15 protein-coding genes, 1 tRNA gene and 3 pseudogenes are annotated in these 17916 nt (G+C 68.6%); 5 read left to right on the plus strand and 14 right to left on the minus strand.

The annotated features are described in order from the left end of the window. Positions 1-243, minus strand: a pseudogene (locus tag AKJ13_RS27775) (AMP nucleosidase); the annotation flags it as partial. 111 nt (positions 244-354) lie between these two features. Between AKJ13_RS27775 and tsaA the strand changes: the two are divergent. From tsaA to AKJ13_RS27790, 3 genes are all read left to right on the plus strand, one after another. Further along, positions 355-852: a tRNA (N6-threonylcarbamoyladenosine(37)-N6)-methyltransferase TrmO gene (tsaA, locus tag AKJ13_RS27780; RefSeq protein WP_050736227.1), complete on the plus strand. Its 498-nt coding sequence runs from the start codon at positions 355-357 to the stop codon at positions 850-852. Further along, positions 849-1541: an SGNH/GDSL hydrolase family protein gene (locus AKJ13_RS27785; RefSeq protein ID WP_050736228.1), complete on the plus strand. Its 693-nt coding sequence runs from the start codon at positions 849-851 to the stop codon at positions 1539-1541. The genes tsaA and AKJ13_RS27785 overlap by 4 nt, the downstream gene beginning before the upstream one ends. A gap of 258 nt (positions 1542-1799) precedes the next feature. Continuing rightward, positions 1800-2408 (plus strand): LysE/ArgO family amino acid transporter, encoded by a 609-nt coding sequence (locus AKJ13_RS27790; RefSeq protein WP_050736229.1) that lies wholly within the window; start codon positions 1800-1802, stop codon positions 2406-2408. A 33-nt stretch (positions 2409-2441) separates the two neighbouring features. Here AKJ13_RS27790 and guaA read toward each other — a convergent pair whose 3' ends face one another. The 8 genes and pseudogenes from guaA to AKJ13_RS31015 form a co-directional block, all read right to left on the minus strand. Then, positions 2442-3998: a glutamine-hydrolyzing GMP synthase gene (gene guaA, locus AKJ13_RS27795; protein WP_050736230.1), complete on the minus strand. Its 1557-nt coding sequence runs from the start codon at positions 3996-3998 to the stop codon at positions 2442-2444. A gap of 96 nt (positions 3999-4094) precedes the next feature. Then, entirely contained in the window at positions 4095-4514 is a 420-nt protein-coding gene (locus AKJ13_RS27800) for a hypothetical protein (protein WP_050736231.1), read from the minus strand. Further along, the gene (locus AKJ13_RS27805) at positions 4511-4855 is read right to left on the minus strand and encodes a hypothetical protein (RefSeq protein WP_244471771.1); all 345 of its coding nucleotides are present in this window, start codon (positions 4853-4855) and stop codon (positions 4511-4513) included. The genes AKJ13_RS27800 and AKJ13_RS27805 overlap by 4 nt, the downstream gene beginning before the upstream one ends. Positions 4856-5032: 177 nt before the next feature. Continuing rightward, a complete protein-coding gene (locus AKJ13_RS27810) occupies positions 5033-6394 on the minus strand; it encodes an MFS transporter (protein WP_050736233.1) in 1362 nt (453 codons plus the stop codon). 7 nt (positions 6395-6401) lie between these two features. Beyond that, entirely contained in the window at positions 6402-7145 is a 744-nt protein-coding gene (locus AKJ13_RS27815) for an NADPH-dependent F420 reductase (protein WP_050736234.1), read from the minus strand. Continuing rightward, complete coding sequence (locus AKJ13_RS27820; protein WP_050736235.1) at positions 7135-8040, minus strand: aldo/keto reductase; 906 nt, start codon at positions 8038-8040, stop codon at positions 7135-7137. Before AKJ13_RS27820 ends, AKJ13_RS27815 begins: the two co-directional genes overlap by 11 nt. A gap of 350 nt (positions 8041-8390) precedes the next feature. Next, positions 8391-8729, minus strand: coding sequence for a hypothetical protein (locus AKJ13_RS27825; RefSeq protein WP_050736236.1), 339 nt, complete (start codon positions 8727-8729; stop codon positions 8391-8393). Positions 8730-8778: 49 nt separating this feature from the next. Continuing rightward, positions 8779-9732 (minus strand): annotated as a pseudogene (locus tag AKJ13_RS31015) (IS630 family transposase); the annotation flags it as partial. Positions 9733-10213: 481 nt separating this feature from the next. Between AKJ13_RS31015 and AKJ13_RS27840 the strand changes: the two are divergent. Beyond that, positions 10214-10960 carry a HAMP domain-containing sensor histidine kinase gene (locus tag AKJ13_RS27840; protein ID WP_050736239.1) on the plus strand — a complete coding sequence of 249 codons (747 nt, stop codon included), beginning with the start codon at positions 10214-10216 and terminating at the stop codon, positions 10958-10960. Between the two features lie 40 nt (positions 10961-11000). Here the strand turns inward: AKJ13_RS27840 and AKJ13_RS27845 are convergent. Both AKJ13_RS27845 and AKJ13_RS27850 read right to left on the minus strand, forming a co-directional pair. Beyond that, a tRNA-Met gene (locus AKJ13_RS27845) sits at positions 11001-11077 on the minus strand. A gap of 67 nt (positions 11078-11144) precedes the next feature. Beyond that, complete coding sequence (locus AKJ13_RS27850; protein ID WP_050736240.1) at positions 11145-13169, minus strand: oligopeptide transporter, OPT family; 2025 nt, start codon at positions 13167-13169, stop codon at positions 11145-11147. A 629-nt stretch (positions 13170-13798) separates the two neighbouring features. On the opposite strand from AKJ13_RS27850, the pseudogene AKJ13_RS27855 reads away from it, so the two are divergent. Next, positions 13799-14343, plus strand: a pseudogene (locus AKJ13_RS27855) (integrase core domain-containing protein); the annotation flags it as partial. Here the strand turns inward: AKJ13_RS27855 and AKJ13_RS27860 are convergent. The 3 genes from AKJ13_RS27860 to AKJ13_RS27870 are packed head-to-tail and all read right to left on the minus strand — an operon-like array spanning position 14324 to position 17709. Then, on the minus strand, positions 14324-15661 hold the full coding sequence (locus AKJ13_RS27860) for an LLM class flavin-dependent oxidoreductase (RefSeq protein WP_050736241.1): 1338 nt from the start codon (positions 15659-15661) through the stop codon (positions 14324-14326). The pseudogene AKJ13_RS27855 and the gene AKJ13_RS27860 sit on opposite strands and share 20 nt — an antisense overlap. A 13-nt stretch (positions 15662-15674) precedes the next feature. Continuing rightward, complete coding sequence (locus AKJ13_RS27865) at positions 15675-16718, minus strand: LLM class flavin-dependent oxidoreductase (protein WP_050736242.1); 1044 nt, start codon at positions 16716-16718, stop codon at positions 15675-15677. Positions 16719-16722: 4 nt separating this feature from the next. Continuing rightward, a complete protein-coding gene (locus tag AKJ13_RS27870) occupies positions 16723-17709 on the minus strand; it encodes an aliphatic sulfonate ABC transporter substrate-binding protein (RefSeq protein WP_050736243.1) in 987 nt (328 codons plus the stop codon). Positions 17710-17916 lie beyond the last annotated feature (207 nt).

The raw sequence follows: 17916 nt of genomic DNA on the forward strand, positions 1-17916 counted from the left end.
CTGGAGCTTGGCAGTCGCCCGCCGCACCCGCGGCAGCGGGCCGGCGGGGCGGTAGCTGATCCGCAATTCGGGATAGCGGAAGGCGAGCCGCTCGGTGGCGTCCGGCGGCGGACCGCCCGCGAGGTAGCGCTCCAGCGCCTGCCGGAGGGCCTCGGCGGCACCGTCGTAGAGCTCGGCCAGACGGTCGACCGCGCTGCCGGCATCGGCGACGGCCTGCATCGGACGCAATTCCCGCTCGATCATGAACCCTCCCGTCCCCGGCCCGGATCTACACCGCCCCGCCCGGCCGCGCGACCCGGGCTTGCGGCTGGACGGCGCTTGTCCGAGAACCCGGCGTTCTTGGAGCGAGGATGTATGGGCACGGACGAGTTCGGAATCCGTCCCGGCGAGGAGATGGCGGCGCTGCCCGCGCGCTTCGATGCCGGCTTGTACTTCATCGGCCGGCTGCGCACCCCCTGGCTGGCGCGGCAGGACTGCCCGAAGAACGGCCTGCAGAGCGACGCGGTCTGCACCGTCGAGGTGGATGCGGCCTACGCGCCCGGCCTGCGCTCTATCACGGGCTGCACCCATCTGATCCTGCTCTACTGGATGGATCGGGCGACTCGCGGCCTAGTCGTGCAGCAGCCGCGCCACGCCGACGGACCGCGCGGGACCTTCTCGCTGCGCTCCCCGGCCCGACCCAACCCGATCGCCCTGTCGGTGGTCGAGCTGATCGCGCGGGCGGGCGACACCCTGCGCGTGCGCGGGCTCGACTGCCTGGACGGAACGCCGCTCCTCGACATCAAGCCGTATTACGCAACGACGGATTCCCGGCCCGAGGCGCAGGTCGACCGCGCCGGCGCCGAACCGTGAGGCGGATTCTTTTCGCGACCCTCGCGGGCCTGGTTCTGCTGGCGCTCGGCGGGCTTGTCGGATGGCACCTGCACAAGCCCGCCGCGGATGCTCGCGCCTACGCGGTGATGCGCGGCATCGCCGTCCAAGTCAGCCTGGATGAGGCGCCGGCGGATTACATGTTCTGGGCCGGCGACTCCCAAGTGGAACTGCAGCCCGGTGGCCAGCGGCCCTGCGGCCTGGACTTCGTCAATGGCGGCTTCAGCGGCGCGACCGCCGCGGCCTATCAGGATCACCTCGCCGGCCTAGCCTTCCGCCACGATCCGAAAGTCGCCGCGCTGACGATCGGGACCAACGACATCCTGCTCAAGAACAACCCGCGCTCGGCCGAGGCGGCCGCACGCTTCGAGGTGAGTGCGGAAGCGATCGTGAAGCGCCTGCAGGCCTTGAGCCCTAGGGTCGTCGTCACCGCCCTCCCCCCCATCGGCCGCGAAAGCGCTCGCTTCCTCGATGCCGCTGCCGTGCCGGATTACTCGCAACGCCTGCACACCCTGTGCACCCGCCTCGGCTGCGCCTTCGCCGACCCATTCGCGTTGCTGCGCGACGGTGACACCGGGTACGCTAAGCTGGGCGCGCTCCGGGACGGCCTGCACCTCGCCGCCTACCGGCCGGCCATGGCAGCCCTGGAGGCGGTTCTATGCGGGCCGTGAGCGATGTGTGCAGAGCGCGCATGGCGTCGGGCTGCAGAGCGATCGCCTGTGCCGGCCCACCGGAAGCGATCGTGCTTCCCCTGCAGCCTTGGCTATATGAGATCTGCCATCCTCACCGTCAGTGCGAGCGCAGCAAAGCAACCCAGTGTGGCGCTAGGTCCTGCGATCACGTGCTGCCTGAGTCTGCTTCGCTGCGCTCGCCATGACGATGTGAAGTGACGACGGCGCGAACCTTCGACCCTCGATGAGCCACAGCGCGTGTTCGAAGTCTATCTGACCGGTTTTTCCGTCAGCGCCGGGCTGATCCTGGCGATCGGCGCGCAGAACGCGTTCGTGCTCCGGCAGGGCCTGCGGGGCGAGCACGTCGCGTTGGTCTGCGCCACCTGCGCGGCCTCCGACGCGCTCCTAATCCTGGTGGGCGTGACCAGCTTCAGAAGCCTCGTCGTCCTCGCCCCCTGGCTGAGGCCGGCGATGCTGTATGCCGGGGCGGCCTTCCTGATCTGGAATGGGGCGCGCAGCCTCCGATCGGCCTTCGCGGCCACCGAGGCGCTGCGACCCGCGCCGGGATCCGCGGCGGGCCTGGGACGGACGCTCGCGACGTGCCTCGCGCTGACATGGCTCAACCCGCACGTCTATCTCGATACCCTTTTGCTCATCGGCTCGATCTCGACGCGCTTCCCGGGCCAGGAACCCGCTTTCGCGGCCGGTGCCATGACGGCCTCCGTCGCGTTCTTCTTCTCGCTGGGCTTCGGCGCGGCCATCCTCCGGCCCCTGTTCGCCAAGCCGGTCGCCTGGCGCGTGCTCGAAGGCGTGATCGCGCTCACCATGTGGGTGATCGCGGCCGAGTTGCTGCTGAGCGGGCAATGAGTGGGAGGGGGCGCTCGTGACAACGCTCGCCCGTCACTCCCACTCGATCGTGCCGGGCGGCTTCGAGGTGATGTCGTAGGTCACCCGGTTGATGCCCTTCACCTCATTGATGATCCGGGTCGCCACCCGGCCCAGGAAGGCCATGTCGAACGGGTAGAAATCGGCGGTCATGCCGTCCACCGAAGTGACGGCGCGGAGCGCGCAGACGTGGTCGTAGGTGCGGCCATCGCCCATCACGCCCACCGTCTTGACCGGCAGGATCACCGCGAAGGCCTGCCAAATCGTGTCGTACAGGCCGGCCTGGCGGATCTCGTCGAGATAGATCGCATCCGCCTTGCGCAGGGCTTCGAGCTTCTCCGGCGTGATCGTGCCGGGGCAGCGGATCGCCAGGCCCGGGCCCGGAAACGGGTGGCGGCCGACGAAGGCGTCCGGCAGGCCGAGCTCACGGCCCAGGACGCGGACCTCGTCCTTGAACAGCTCGCGCAGGGGCTCCACGAGCTTCATGTTCATGCGCTCGGGCAGGCCGCCGACATTGTGGTGGCTCTTGATCGTCACGGACGGTCCGCCGGTGAACGACACGCTCTCGATCACGTCCGGGTAGAGGGTGCCCTGCGCCAGGAAGGCCGCCCCGCCGATCTTCTTGGATTCAGCCTCGAACACGTCGATGAACAGGCGGCCGATGGTCTTGCGCTTGACTTCCGGGTCGCTGACGCCGTCCAGCGCCGAGAGGAACATGCCGCTCGCCTCCACATGGACCAGCGGGATGTTGTAGTGGTCGCGGAACAGGGCCACGACCTGCTCGGCCTCGCCGAGGCGCAGCAGCCCGTGATCGACGAACACGCAGGTGAGCTGGTCGCCGATCGCCTCGTGGATCAGCACCGCCGCCACGGCCGAATCGACGCCGCCCGAAAGGCCGCAGATCACCTTCGCGGAGCCGACCTGCTCGCGAATCTTGGCGATCGCCTCCTCGCGATAGGCGCCCATGGTCCAGTCGCCGGAGCAACCGGCGATGTCGCGCACGAAGTTGCGGATCAGAAGGGCGCCGTGGGGCGTGTGGGCCACCTCGGGGTGGAACTGCACCGCGTAGTAGTTGCGCGCTGCGTCGGCCACGGCCGCGAAGGGCGCGTTCTTTGAAATCGCGACGGTGGTGAAGCCGTCCGGTAGCTTCGTGACGCGGTCGCCATGGCTCATCCAGACCGGGTAGGTCTCGCCCTTGTGCCAGACGCCGTTGAACAGCGGGCAATCGGCCAGGATCTCGACCTCGGCCCGGCCGAACTCGGCATGGTGCCCGCCCTCGACCGCGCCGCCGAGCTGGGCCGCCATGGTCTGCTGGCCGTAACAGATGCCGAAGACCGGCACGCCCGATTCGAACACAAGCTGCGGTGCCCGGGGGCTCGCCTCGACGGTCACCGATTCGGGGCCGCCGGACAGGATCACGCCCTTCGGCTTCTGCTCGCGGAAGGCGGCCTCGGCCTTGGTGAAGGGTACGATCTCGCAATAGACCCCCTCCTCCCGCACCCGTCGGGCGATGAGCTGGGTCACCTGAGAGCCGAAATCGACGATCAGGATCTTGTCGTGGTCGGTGTTCATCGCGGGCGATTATCCGAAGGTCGGGGCGCACGCAACGCATGCGCCCGTCTCAGGCTGGGGATCGCCGCGCAAGGCCCGCGCCAGACGCGGGTACGGTCAATCGAAGTTGCGGACCTTGGCCGAGCCGCCGAGGCTGATCGCGGGCTTCGCCGGAGCCCCCGCGAGGCTGACCTTCTTCTGGCCCGGCAGGGTCTTGGCGCGCAGCTCCGGCGCGGCGGTCGGCGCCGGCTTGGCGGGCTTCAGATGGGCCTGGCCATGGATCACCGAGCCGATCTCGCCGGCGACCCGGATCAGGTCCTCCCGGTCGCACGAGCGCGCGACCTTGAGGCCGAGCTTGTGCATGTGGCTCTTGCCGTAGAGGTAGGCGGCTAGCTGGGCGCGCTTGAGCGGCGGGATCTGCTCCAGGATCATCGGCAGGTCGAACTCGTCGGCCCGGTAGACCTCGCCCAGAACCTCGAGGCTCACGGGGCAATCGACTTCGGGCTCGGCGCCGCTTGTCGGGTGCGCTTGCGTCATGGTTGGCTCTCGGGAAGCGATGGATCGGAAGCTGGCCCGGATGCCCCGGAGCCGGTGTCGGTTTCAAGCCCTGCGGGTGCCGTCAGGTCCGCAATCCTGGCCTGCACGGGACCCGGGGTCGCAGCCGGCGGCGGCGACGGCTCCGGTTTCCAGGCCCCGAGGCAGCCGGTGCAGACGGATTTGATCACCGCGCGCGCATGAGCCTGGCGGCGCGCCCACAGGGCTTCCCGTGCCGCACGCTCGCCCTCGGGGGACGGACGGATGCGGATGAACAGCGGCTCCTCCGCGACGGCCGGGACCGGGGCGGCCGCCAGCAGCGCCAGCAGCGCCAGGGCGCGCAATCTCGAGCCTGCAACCGGCTGCGCCGCATACGTCATGCCGTCCCTGCCCCCCGCTGAGCCGATCCGGAGACCTCGCGCCTCATGGTAAACCGCCGCTTAACACCCGGGCGATGTATGGCGCATCCGGCGGGCCGTCGACACCCGCCCCGACGCCTGAACGGGCCGCATTGAGACCCGCTAGATCGCGGGGCGCGGCGTCGCGACCGGCACCGGCGCGGGCTCGGTGCCATCAACGTCCAGAGCCGCCCGCCGCCGATCCTGGGCGCGGCCGAGCCAGAGGCTGTTGAGCAGCCAGGCCACGGAGAGCGGCACCGCCACGCCGGCGATGCCGGTGCTGCCGAAGCCGAGCCCCTGGATACCGGTGAAGGACCACGCACCGACCTGATCGCCCAGCCGATAGACCACGGTGTCGATGAAGCTCTTGGCCTTGTAGCGGTCCTCCCGGGGGACCACGGTGAACAGCACCTCCCGGATCGGCCTGGCGATGGCGAAGTTCCCGGCCCGGCGCAGGACCTGGAACGCCACGATCACGCCGATGGTCGGCGAGACGGCCAAGGCCGCGAAGCCCAGCACGCTGAAGGCCGGCAGCAAGGCCAGCGTGACCCCGACGCCGAGGCGCTTCACGATCCGTCCGGTCAGGAACAGCTGCACGCCCAAAGTCAGCACGTTCACAGCAAGGTCGACGCTGGCGAAGAATGCGGTCTGGGCGCCCCGGTCCGGGAAGCTGTTCTTGGCGATGCCGGCCTGCTCGAAATACAGGAAGGTCGAAGTCACCGAGAACAGCAGCAGGAACAGCGAGATGTTGAGCAGGTAGGGCGACGCCAGGGTGCGGGTGACGCCGGCCAGCACGCTGCCGCCGATGGTCCGGTCCTGGCCGTCATGGGCCATATCGGCGCTGCCCGGCACCGCGTGGAGCCGCGCCGAGAGGGCGGCGAGCCCGCGCATGCAGAACACCGCGACTTCGAGGAGCACCACCGCGCAGAGCATCAGGCCCCAGGTCGGCACGTTCTTGGCGAGGATCGCCGTGGTGGCCGAGCCCGCGATGGCGCCGAGCGTCGCGCCGGCCGCGATGAAGCCGAACAGGCGCTTGCTCTGCTCGTTCGAGAACACGTCGACGATGGTGGCCCAGAAGATCGAGACCACGAACAGGTTGAAGATCGACAGCCAGACGAAGAACACCCGCCCGATCCAGATGCCCCAGTCGGGAGGCGCCAGGTACAGGGTCAGCGCGAAGGCGACGATGTTGGCCGCGAAGAACCGGTAGGTGATCGGCACGAACCGCGCCCGCGGCATGCGCTTCACCAGGTATGCGAAGGGCAGGTTGAGGGCGAGCATGCCGACCAGCGTGGCGGTGAACAGCCAGGGCAGGTTCTCGATCCCCCCGGCCACGCCCATCTGGTCGCGGATCGGGCGCAGCACGTAATAGGCGGCCAGGATCGAGAAGATGTAGGCCCAGGACCAGGCGAGCGCCTGGCCCTCGCCGGGCCGGATGTCGATCAGGCGCGCCAGCGGGCCGCGGGGAGTCGAAGCCTCAGCCACGCGCCCCTTACTTCCCCAACCCGAGCTTCTCGCGCAGTTCCGGCGCGGTCGCCTCATGGCCGAAGCCCGGGGAGCCCATGGCGAACTTGTCGGCGTCCTTCAGCGAACCGACCACGACCGGGTCGAATCCGGCATCGCGGACGAGGCCCTCGGCCACCTCGAGCGCGGTCGGATCGTCGCCCGCGATCGGGATCGCCATCCGGCCGCCCGGCCGGTCCTTGCCGCCATCGGCGCCGGCCTTGGCGAACACCTTGTAGTTGGCCGCGTTGAACGCCCGGACCAGCTTGGCGCCTGGAAGATACTTGGCCGAGGTCGCCCCGATGCCGTTCGCCTGGACCTCGTCGTAGAGCGCGCCATCACGCTTCTGCGTTGCGTTGCCGGCGTCGAGCACGACCTTGCCGGCGAGCGCAGACGCGAGGTATTTGGAGAGGTCCGGATAGGCCTTGTACGGCACCGCCACGAACACCGCATCGCCGAACTTGATCGCCTCGTCGGGCGTCCCGGCCTTGGCCTTCGGCCCGAGCTCGGCGATCAGCGGCGCCAGAGTCTCGGGATGACGCGAGGCGAACATCACCTCGTGGCCGTCCTTGACCCAGAGGGTGCCGATCGTGCCGCCGATATTGCCGGCCCCGATCACCCCGATCCGAATCTTTTTGGGACTGTCTTGGGCCAGCGCTGGAAGGGCGGCCGCCAAGGAGAAGCCCGCGGCGAGGGCGAGCGCAGCGCGCCGCGTGGTGCGATCAGACCGCATCGATGAACGTCTCCAACTGCTTGCGCTGGGCCGGATCGGGAAGCGGGCCCCGGGCGGCGGCGAGGTTGTCCTCGACATAGGCGACCTTGGCCATGCCAGGGATCGGGCAGGTCACGGCCGGATGGCCGAGCACGTATTTCAGGAAGACCTGCGGCCAGCTGGTGCAGCCGAGATCCTTCGCCACCGTTGGCAGCTCCTTGCCCTGCACCGCCTTGAACAGGCGGTCGCGGCCGAATGGCACGTTGGTCATCACGGCGACGCCCTTCTCGGCGGCGAGCGGCAACACGCGCTCGGACGCGGCCCGGTTGTCGATGGCGTAGTTCACCTGGATGAAGTCGAGGGGTTCGCGCTTCATCACGCCCTCAAGGGCGTCGAGCTGCCCGTCCTTCCAGACCGTGACTCCGACATAGCGAATCCGCTTGTCCCGCTTCAGGTCGCGCAGGACCGCCAGGTTCTCGTTCACGTCGATCAGGTTGTGGACCGCCACGAGATCGAGGCTCTCGACCTTCATGCGCTTCAGGGAACGCTCGAACTCGGCGAGCGTCGCGTCGCGGCCCTGGGTGTCGACCTTGCTGGCCAGAAAGATCTTCTGGCGCAGGCCGGGCTCGGCGAGGATCAGGCCAAGCACGTCCTCGGCCGTGCCGTAGCTCGGCGCGGTGTCGATCACCGAGCCGCCGAGCGAGACGAAACTCTGCACTGCGGCTTTCAGGGGCGCCACCGCCTCGGCATTGGGCTCGACCTCGTAGCGCCGCGACGTCCCGATCCCCATCGCCGGTACCATCTCGCCGCTGGACGGGATCGGCCGCCGGATCAGCGGCTCCGCGGCCCGGGACAGGCGCCCCCCGAGGGGGACGAGGGCGGCGGCCGCGATGACGGCACGACGGGATACAGGCATGGCCGGCCTCCGGCAGTGTCAGGACACAACCGGAAGATAGGGCGGGTCTCGGGAAAGTGTATTCGTTATTCTCACGCTTGCGCGAGCGTCGAGAACATCTAGGGGAACTTGCCGTCGATCCGGTATGCGCAAGGCGGGCCCGTACGCGGGGCAGCCGTTCGAGGCTGCAATCGAAACCGGTCGATAGAGCGAAACCTTGCACGCGACCGGTGTTCCTAGAGCTTCGGCTCCGCTTCGCAGCCCCTGAACGACGGGCCGTTGATCGCGAGGGCCACGAAAGATCGCCGCGCCTGGTCACGCTTGGTCTCGATCTTCGGTCCCCGGACCGGGCATCTGCCGGGCCTGAAACTCTAATCCTCCTCGGGCGGGTCCTCGAATTCGGCGCCCTCGGTGTCCGGCGCGATCCGGAACCGGTACTCGTCGATCGCCAGGAAGGCGCGGTGGACGTCCTGGGGGTCGAGGCCGTCGCGGACCACGATCGTCTGGAAATCGATGAACAGCCTGGCGATCCGCGCCTCTTCCGACAAAGCGGCCAGCACGGAGGAGCTGGCACCCGCCCGCATCATGTAGCGTTTGGCTGTGCCGGCTTCGTCCGGCACCGGCACCACGACGACCTGCCCCGCCGTCTCAGGCTTCAGCTCCGCCCATCGCGTGGGCGTCCACGCAATGATGGCCTCAATCTGCTTCATCGGCACCTCCGGCGGCTCGGGATGATTCGCCTGGAGCCGTGCCCGATCCTGTAGGAAGTGCCAAGTCGTCTTCGTAACCGGCGGCTGTGAGGCAGTTGCTGCCTTCGCCTGGGTAAAGCAGGCGAAGGCGTCGCGGATGGCGTCCAGAGGTCGGGGATGGTGCTGGCGACCGCAGTCCGGAGCAGGTGCTTCAGCTTGGAAAAGTTCTGCTCGATCGGGTTGAACTCGGGGCTGTAGGGCGGAAGGTAGAGGACCCGCGCGCCGACCGCCTCGATCGCCTCGCGCACGCGCGACTTTATGGGACTGCAGGTTGTTGAGGATCACGGTGTCGCCGGGCTGCAGCACTGGGACGAGGGTGTCGGCGACGTAGCGGCGGAAGCGTTGGCCGTTCGCGGCGCCATCCATGAGGCTGAGCGCGCACAGGCCCTTGGTGCGCAGTGCCGCGGTGACGGTCGTGGTCTTGTAATGCCCCTGCGGCACGAGCATACGGCAGCGTTCGCCGCGGCGCGCGCGTCCGTAGCGGCAAGCCATGTGGGTGGCGGCCGCGGTCTCGTCGAGGAACACCAGCGTGTCGGCGTGGAGATCGGACATGGCCTCGAACCAGGTTTGGCGCTCGGCTTTCACATCCGCGCGCACCTGCTCAGCCGCGTAGACAGCCCCCTTTTACGACTGATGCCGTGGCGGGCGAGGAAGCGCGACAGGCCGCTCGTGCTGGTCGTCACGCCCCGCGCGGCCAGGGCGTCGCGCCACGCGCGCAAAAAGATCTCGGGCCGGGCCTCTTAGGTGGACCGGATCAGCTCGGCCTGGGCCTGGATCGCTGGGAGGCGATCGCTGCTGTGCGTCGGTTTGGGCGCGACATGGCCTTCCTCCGCGAACCGCGCCGACCAGCAGCTGGCACTCGATACGCGCACACCGAACCGGGCCGCCGCCCGATGGAAAGAAGCCCCCCAGCTACGGCCGCCACGACGCGTTCGCGCAGATCGACTGATAAAGGTGATGGCATTGCCGGCTCCTCCAATGGTTAACGCGGCAACCCCGGCGCCGTCGCAACGCCTTCGGGAACAACTCAAGTTGAATCGGCGCAAAATTCGTCGATAAATTTAATTATCAATATTTTGTCGTGGAAATGGAACAAGATGATGCAAATCACGGATTTCAAGACGGTACTTTCTCTATATTCGTTTTGGGAATAGATGATCATGTCATCAGAGATTTCGTAGAACGGGCGAACTGGCTCGCGATGGGCGGCCAGATGCATGTCGCGGCCGCGATCCGTGGTGGCTGTCCTGCAGCGCCGCTTCAGGATCCGAAGCGAGAGCAGAAGGCTGCAATCGGCACGGCCCGGCAAACACCGGACGGCTTCGATGCAACCTTGGCAAGGACGTTTGACAGCCCGATAGTTGAACTGGACCGGGCCTGCGGCAGAGTTCGGGGCAGGCCCCGACCTGAGGCCTGATCCGTCGTCTGCACCACCTGATCGTGCCATGACGACCGCACGACGCAATCACGGCGGGAACGCCGACGGCAGCGGAAAGGTCCAGCCTCGGGTCGAACCCATCGCGATCGATGACCTCATCAAGGATGTGCTGCACCGGAATTCGGAGGCCGCTCAGCGTACGGGGACAGAACTGCACAGCCGCGCATGCCGCGTGATCGTGGAGGCCGACCGCGCCTTGTTCACGACGATGCTGCAGAACATCGTCAACAACGCGATCAAATACGCGCCCAAACGACCGATCCTGATCGCCTGTCGTCGGCCCAAGGGCGGTAGGCGCGCCGTCCAGGTCTATGATCGCGGCCCGGGCATCGCGCCGGAGCATCAAACGAAGGTGTTCGATGAGTTCTATCGGGTTCGCCAGCGGGGCGGCAAAAACATCAAGGGCGTCGGACTCGGCCTGCCCATCGTACACCGTCTCTGCGAACTCCTGGATCTCGAGTTCACCCTTCGCTCCGTCCTGCTTCACAGCACCTGCGTAAAATTCGGGCCGCTGCGCACCGATTTCGAACTCGGGAACGGCGTGACCGGGACAGAGTGCATCGCGGCGGTGCAAGACGCTTCGGGGCGGGACGTGCCGGTCGTCGTCATCAGCGGCCACGCTGCGGGGCGCGTGCAGGAGGATCCCGGCAGGACGGATGTCCCGATCCTGTCAAAGCCGGTCCGGCCCGCCGAATTACACTCGTTCATCCTTGCGGCGAGCGTGAAGCTGCGCGTATCTCACATCGCGGCATGAAAAAGCCCCGCTCGACACGAGGCGGGGCTTCGAAAATCAATGGTAGCGAGGGAGGGATTTGAACCCCCGACACAAGGATTATGATTCCTCTGCTCTAACCAGCTGAGCTACCCCGCCACGAGCCGCGCGTGCCCCGGAAGGCAGCGACCAGCGGCCGGGGTATAGGGAGGCCGGGCGCGGGCTGTCAACGGTTCTCTGCGCGGAATTTGGGGGTCCCGACGGGTCTTCTCTGCGAAGGTTCTGCGAAGGGACCGCGGATGAACCGCATCGCTGCGAAGAATCCCCCGACAAACACCGCACCGCCCAACCAGGTCGCGGTCTGGGCGAAATCCTGCCCGGCCAGGCTGAGGGTCGAGGACCGGCCGGAGGCCGCGTCGATCGCGGTCAGGCCGATCCCGACGAAGCTCTCGCCCACCAGAAAACCGGAGGCGATCAGCACACCCCGCCGGCGGGCAGCCTCCAGGGTTTCGGGATCGGCGCCGCTGCGGCGCAGGGCGCGCAGGCACAGGAAGCCGAGGAGGCCGCCGAGCCCGATCGTCATCTCGACGGAGAGCGGCAGGTACATGCCGATGCCGACGGTGAGCGCCGGGAAGCTGAACGCCCGCCGCTTCAAGGCGACCTCCAGGCCGACCATGACCGCGCCGAGGGCGCAGCCGATCAGCAGCATCGGCCACGGCAGGGTCCGGGCCACGATGCCGTCGGCGATCTGGGTGACCAGCGAGGCCTGGGGCACGGTGAGCGCCAGGGCCGGGTCCATGCCGGGGCGGGGCAACGACCCGACGAACCCGTAGGCGCCGTAGAGCAGCGACAGCAGCGGCACGATCACCAGCGAGCCGACCGCGACGCCGACGATCAGCGCAACCTGCTGGCGCCAAGGCGTGGCGTCGACGATCTGGCCGGTCTTCAGGTCCTGCAGGTTGTCGTTGGCGATGGAGCAGGCGGTGATGATCACCGAGGCGGCGAGCAGGACCAGTGCAACGGTGATGCGCCGCGCCTCAGGGCTCTCCGCCGGCCCGAGGACCAGCGGCAGCAGGGCGGCGCCGACCATGGCGGTGAGGATGCCGATCCCGGAGATCGGGCTCGTCGAGGAGCCGAGCAGGCCCGCGAGGTAGCCGCAGACCGCCGCCATAGCGGCGCCGAAGACCAGGCAGAACAGCAGGCCGGCCGCCACCACGGCGACGAGCATCGGGCCGGCGATGCCGAGATCGGCCGCGAAGCCGGCAAACAACGCGCCGAGCGGCACGCAGAGGGCGAGGGCCACCCCGCCGATCAGGGGCAGCGGCAGGTCGCGGTCCTGCCGGACGGCGGCCCGGGCCGGATCGCCGTCCGCCAGCGCCGACCGGATGCTGCGGGCGATTGGCCGGACGAGCGTCGCGACGGTCCAGAACCCGCCGACCGCGATGATCCCGGCGCCGACGAGCCGGACCTGCCCGGACCAGACCGCCTGCGCGGCCTCCCCGGGGGTGAGGCCCGGCTGGGACGTCAGGGCGGTAAGAACCGGGACCATGATGCCCCAGGCGATCACCACACCGGTGAGCAGGGCGAGGCACGCCCCGATCCCGACCAGGTAGCCGACCCCGACGAGCGCTAGGGAGAAGCCGCTGCCGATGCTGAACACGGCGCCGCCGAAACTGAACGCCGTGAGCACGCCGTCGGCCAGGATGCGCAGGCCGCTGGTCGCGAAGGCGACGAGGCCGGAGCCGGCCGCCGCGGCGAGCAGCGTCGTGAGCCCGCGCTCGCCGGTCTCGGAATGGCCGGCGCGCAGCACCTCGGCGGCGGCGACCCCCTCGGGGTACGGCAGGTCGCTGCCCGAGACCAGCGCCCGGCGCAGGGGGATCGAGAACGCCACGCCGAGCCAGCCGCCGATCAGGCAGACCAGGCTCGTCTCCCAGAACGGGAAGCCGTGCCAATGGCCGATCAGGACGAGGCCCGGAAGCACCAGGATGACGTTGCACAGGGTGCCGGCCGCCGAGGCCTGGGTCTGCACGATGTTGTTCTCGAGGATGCCGGCGCCGCCGACGAGGCGCAGGGCGCCCATCGAGATCAAAGCCGCCGGGATCGAGGACGAGAACGTCATCCCGGTCTTGAGGCCGAGATAGATGTTGGCGGCCATGAACACGATCGTGATCAGCGCGCCGAGCACGATCCCCCGGGCGGTGATCTCCCGCCCATGCCCGCTCGCCGGGGCGCCCGCGTCCAGGATCGCCATAGCGCCCCCACCGGCCCGTTCGGCCGGACATTTATCCCAGGATGAACAGTAACCCGATGCCCCGCGCGGCGCCGCCCCCTATCGTGCGACACGTGGCCCCGGGCCAAGTGGAGCGAGCGCGGTAGCGATAAGAGTCGGGGGCCATGCGGCGACGCCGGCGCTGGAGAAGCTGTAGACGGTCGACATCCCGAAGTGCGGCGATGGCCTCCTCTTCGGTGTGCCAAAGCGCAAATCTGGGCATCGCGTTCGGCAGCAAGAGCTTGAAGCGCCGCGCGTTTTCCTTTCCCGACGGGGGCTGTCGGCGGCACAGGTTGGAAGAGCCGATTTCCAGAAATTGATCCCCCTAGCCCGATAAAGGGCGCGATCATTCCAGGGCGCCGCAGGTGAGCCAGCAATCCAAAGGCATTACCGGCGCTAGGGCTCGACTCGTCGGTAATTCTGGGTCCCGGGTTCCGCGACGCGGCGCCGGTATGACAGCGCGGAGCGCAATCGATCGGGTCATTGCTGGGACACAACGACCGAGATTTCCGCGCCATGGAAACTGAAAATATCGACCCGCGCAATCCTTAGCCGCATGGGAGAGAAGCGCGCCTTCCAGCTTCCATGCGCCGAGGCTTGTACATCGTAGGATCTGGAACGCCGACGGCAAACTGCTCATGTTCCGGCAATCGACCGGGTTTCGAAGTTTGTCTGCGTCGCGTTCCATGACGGTGCGGGCAAGATAGAAAGATCAACCTTCCTCAGGAACGTCGTGGCCACGTTTATTTACAAGATCCATGCGGTGATGATCGACAACGGCATGGCATTCGCCGACCGGCCCAAGACCAGCACTGGACCAAGCCGACATTTTCCCGGACCGCACATCTTCGATCGCATTTGTATCGAGCACGGCATAGAGCACCATCTGACCGATTCATACCATCCGTGGACCAATGGGCAGTCCGAGCGCATGAACCGGACGATCAAGGATGAGACCGTCAAGGTCTTCCACGGCGAAGATGTGGTGAGTCTGAAGGCGCACGTTCTGGCCTTCGTTACGGCCCACAACTTCGCCAAGTACCTCAAGGTGCTCCGCTGGAAGACCCTGTTCCAAACCATCGGTCATGCCTGGACCAGCGACTCAAACCGCTTCAGGATCGACCCGCGCCTCCTCATTATAGGACCATATACCTAGCGGCGGGCGGCGTCCAGGCGACTCGTTCGAGACCGAGATGCTCGCGCAGCGTCGTGCCCTCATAATCCCGCCGGAACAGGCCGCGCCGCTGCAGGATCGGCACGACCGCGTCGACGAAGGTCTCCAGGCCGTCCGGCAGCACGTCCGGCATCAGGTTGAACCCGTCGGCGGCGCCGGCGCGGAACCAGGCCTCGATGTCGTCGGCGACCTGCTCGGGCGTGCCGATGATGATGCGGTGGCCGACGCCGCCGCCCAGCGCGCGCAGCAGCTGGCGTACCGTCAGGTTGTCCCGGCGGGCCAGCGCGACGGTGCCCTGGAACATCGTGTGGTTGGCGTCGGGGGGCAGCGGCAGCGGGTCGGGTAGCGGCTTGTCAAGGTCGAGCCGGTCGGGATCGATCCGCAGCGTCGCGGCCAGGCGCGCCAGGCTGTACGCGATCGGCACGAGCTCCCAGAGTTCGTCCTGGCGCCGGCGCGCCTCGGCCTCCGTGCCGCCGATCACCGTGGCAAGGCCCGGCAGCACGACGATCGCGGCGGGATCCCGGCCGTAGCGCGCGGCCCGGGCGCGCAGGTCCGCGGCATAGGCCGCGCCATCCGGAATGGTCTGGGCCAGGGAGAAGACTGCGTCCGCGGTGGCGGCGGCGAGGTCGCGGCCGTCCTCCGAGCCGCCGGCCTGCACCGTCACGGGCCGCCCTTGCGGCGAGCGCGGCACGGTGAGCGGGCCGGCGACGCTGTAATGGGTGCCGCGGTGGTCGATGGCATGGACCTTGGCGCTGTCGGCGAAGCGCCCGCTCGCCTTGTCGCAAAGGAGCGCGTCGTCCTCCCAGCTGTCCCAGAGGGCGTGAACGACCTGGGTGAATTCCCTGGCTCGGGCGTAGCGCGCCCCGTGCTCCGAGGCCCCGGCGAAGCCGAAATTGCGGCCCGCGGCGGCGTCCGCCGTGGTGACCACGTTCCAGCCGACCCGGCCGCGGCTGACGAGGTCCAGCGTCGCGAAGCGCCGGGCGAGGTTGTAGGGCTCGTTGTAGCTGGTCGACGCGGTCGCGATCAGCCCGACATGGGTGGTCGCGGCGGCCACGCTCGCCAGCACGATGGTCGGCTCGAGGGCCATGAACGGCCGGTCGTCGATCCGGTCGTTGATCGCCGGCGTGTCGGCCAGGAAGATCGCGTCGAGCTTGCCGCGCTCCGCGATGCGGGCGACGCGCACGTAGTGGTCGATGTCGACGAACGCGTCCGGGCGGCTGTCCGGCAGCCGCCAGGCCGAGGGATAGACGCCGGAATGCAGCAGGTTGACGTTGAGGTGGAGTTCGCGGCGCGCGCTCATCGGAAGCCCTGATTCAGCGCAGGCGCGGCAGGATCTGCTCGGCGAACCGATGCATCTCGGCCTCGAACGGCTGGAATTGCAGCATGAACAGGTCGATGCCGGCCGCGTGGAAGGCGCGGATGCGGGCCGCGACCGTCTCGTAGCTGCCCACCAGCCCGGCCGCGGTGCCGCCATTGGTGCCGACATGGCGGCTCGCCGCCGCGTCGGTCTTGGCGAACATCACGCTCGCGGCGTCGGTCCGGGCGCGGGTGTCGGCGCGCAGAGCCGCGTCGCGCTGCGCCAGGGCGAGGAGGCGATCGTGCTCGGCCTGGGCCGCGGCATCGGTCTCGCGGGCGATGACGAAGGCCGAGAGGCCGTAGCGCAGCGGCCTGTTGGCGGCGGGACGGCTTGCGACGTCGGCAATCAGCCAGCGGACATCCGCGAGCGGCTGGCCGTTGATGAACCAGACATCGGCGTGATCGGCCGCCAGGGCCCGGGCCGGCTCGGATTCGCCACCGAGATAGATCCGGGGCCGCGGCCGGTAGGTGCCGGCCGGGCGGAGCTGATAATCCGCGACCTGGAAATGCGCGCCCGCGAAGGTCACGCGCTCGCCGCGCATCAGCCGGTCCACGAGGGCGATCCACTCGCGCCCGTAGGCGTAGCGGTCGTCATGGGCCGGGAACGGCAGGCCGGCCCGCTCGAACTCGGCCCGGTTCCAGGCATTCACAAGGTTCAGCGCGAAGCGGCCGCCGCTGACATGCTCGATCTGAAGCGCCATCTTGGCGAGCACCACCGGGTGGTACAGGCCCGGCTTGATCGCCGCGATGATCTCGATCCGCCGGGTCAGGGCCGCCAGAGCCGCTGCGGCGGTCCAGGCTTCGAGCTGGTCGCGTCCCTCATCGTAGGGGTTCATCGTGTGCTGGGCGACCAGCACCGAATCGAAACCGAGGGCTTCGGCCTCCAGCACCAGGGCGCGATTGCGCTCCCAGCTCGCGTCGTCCGGTTCTTCGGGATCGTGATGAGCGGCCCGGGAGCCGTGGACGGCGGCCCAGATGCCGAAACGGGGTGCGTCGGCCATCGGCTCAGCCCTTGACCGCCGGCGGCGTCCAGACCGGGACGTCGGTGGCGTCGATCCGGCGGGGGATCAGCTTGGCGTCGAGGAAGGTGTCGGCGATCGCCTGCTGCTCGCCGAGCTGCGCCCGCTCCACCGGCTCCACGCGGTAAGTGCGCCGGGCATTGGCCGCCGCCACGACGGCGGGGGGCAGGTCGCCCCAGACGGGGGCGAGCAGCGCCACCGCCGCCTCCGGGTTGGCCTTCGCCCACTGCCCCGCCTCGACCAGCGCCCGATACACCGTGGCGACCACCTCCGGGTGGGCGGCGACGAAGCTGTCGTTCACGAGGTAGTAGCGGTGGTAGCTGGTCAGGCCGGACCCGTCCGCGATGGTGCGGACCGGCCGCTTGGCCTCGGCGAAGGCCAGGAACGGGTCCCAGATCGACCAGGCATCGAGGCTGCCCTGCTCGAAGGCGGCCGCCCCTTCGGGCGCCTGGAGATAGGCTGGCCGGATGTCGTCGAAGCTGAGGCCGGCCCGTTTCAGGGCCGCGGCCAGGACGTAGTGGCTGCCGGACCCGCGCGAGACGCCCACCGTCCGTCCCTTGAGGTCGGCGACCGTCCGGATCGGCGAATCCGCCGGCACGATGATTGCCTCGGCAGCCGGCGCGCCGCGCTCGCGGGCGTAGAAGGTCAGGGGCGCTCGCGCCGACTGGGTGAAGATCGGCACCGCGTCGGCGACGTCGGCATGGATGTCGACCGCGCCGGCATTCATCGGTTCGATGACGTTGGTGAACAGGTGCCAGGTCGGCGTGAAGCCGAGCGGCGCCAGGCGCTCGGCCAGGGTGCCCTTCACCTTGAGGATCGTGAACAGCACCGAGGAGCGCTGCATGCTGATCTTCACTTCGCGCGCTGCTGCGCGCACCGGAGACGCCGCGAAGGGCAGCGCCGCCGCGCCCAGCCCGGCCAAGAGGAGCGTCCGGCGGGACGGGGACCGTCCTGCGGGCGTATCGTCGATCATCGTGGACTCCGGTCGGTGAGCGCCCGGCTTCATGCATGCCGGAACCGACATCCTCGGTTCGATGGCTGCTGGAGCGCGTGACCATTATTGAAGCCCGCGGACGTCGGGCGATCAATGAAACAAGGTTTCGAATTCGCGGCGCTTCGAAGAACAGACCGTCTCCCCAAGCGACAGGATGAAGGATGGAGACTTCCGCTCGCGGTGAGT

Origin of the sequence: Methylobacterium sp. ARG-1 (assembly GCF_001262595.1) — a bacterium.
GTDB lineage: Bacteria > Pseudomonadota > Alphaproteobacteria > Rhizobiales > Beijerinckiaceae > Methylobacterium > Methylobacterium brachiatum.

What these genes read in the sequence shown, in the direction of transcription:
- tsaA (WP_050736227.1), top strand. Translation starts at nt 355, where the DNA reads ATGGGCACGGACGAGTTCGGAATCCGTCCCGGCGAGGAGATGGCGGCG.
- guaA (WP_050736230.1), bottom strand. Translation starts at nt 3,998, where the DNA reads ATGAACACCGACCACGACAAGATCCTGATCGTCGATTTCGGCTCTCAG.
- AKJ13_RS27800 (WP_050736231.1), bottom strand. Translation starts at nt 4,514, where the DNA reads ATGACGCAAGCGCACCCGACAAGCGGCGCCGAGCCCGAAGTCGATTGC.
- AKJ13_RS27815 (WP_050736234.1), bottom strand. Translation starts at nt 7,145, where the DNA reads ATGCGGTCTGATCGCACCACGCGGCGCGCTGCGCTCGCCCTCGCCGCG.
- AKJ13_RS27820 (WP_050736235.1), bottom strand. Translation starts at nt 8,040, where the DNA reads ATGCCTGTATCCCGTCGTGCCGTCATCGCGGCCGCCGCCCTCGTCCCC.
- AKJ13_RS27825 (WP_050736236.1), bottom strand. Translation starts at nt 8,729, where the DNA reads ATGAAGCAGATTGAGGCCATCATTGCGTGGACGCCCACGCGATGGGCG.
- AKJ13_RS27840 (WP_050736239.1), top strand. Translation starts at nt 10,214, where the DNA reads ATGACGACCGCACGACGCAATCACGGCGGGAACGCCGACGGCAGCGGA.
- AKJ13_RS27850 (WP_050736240.1), bottom strand. Translation starts at nt 13,169, where the DNA reads ATGGCGATCCTGGACGCGGGCGCCCCGGCGAGCGGGCATGGGCGGGAG.
- AKJ13_RS27860 (WP_050736241.1), bottom strand. Translation starts at nt 15,661, where the DNA reads ATGAGCGCGCGCCGCGAACTCCACCTCAACGTCAACCTGCTGCATTCC.
- AKJ13_RS27865 (WP_050736242.1), bottom strand. Translation starts at nt 16,718, where the DNA reads ATGGCCGACGCACCCCGTTTCGGCATCTGGGCCGCCGTCCACGGCTCC.
- AKJ13_RS27870 (WP_050736243.1), bottom strand. Translation starts at nt 17,709, where the DNA reads ATGATCGACGATACGCCCGCAGGACGGTCCCCGTCCCGCCGGACGCTC.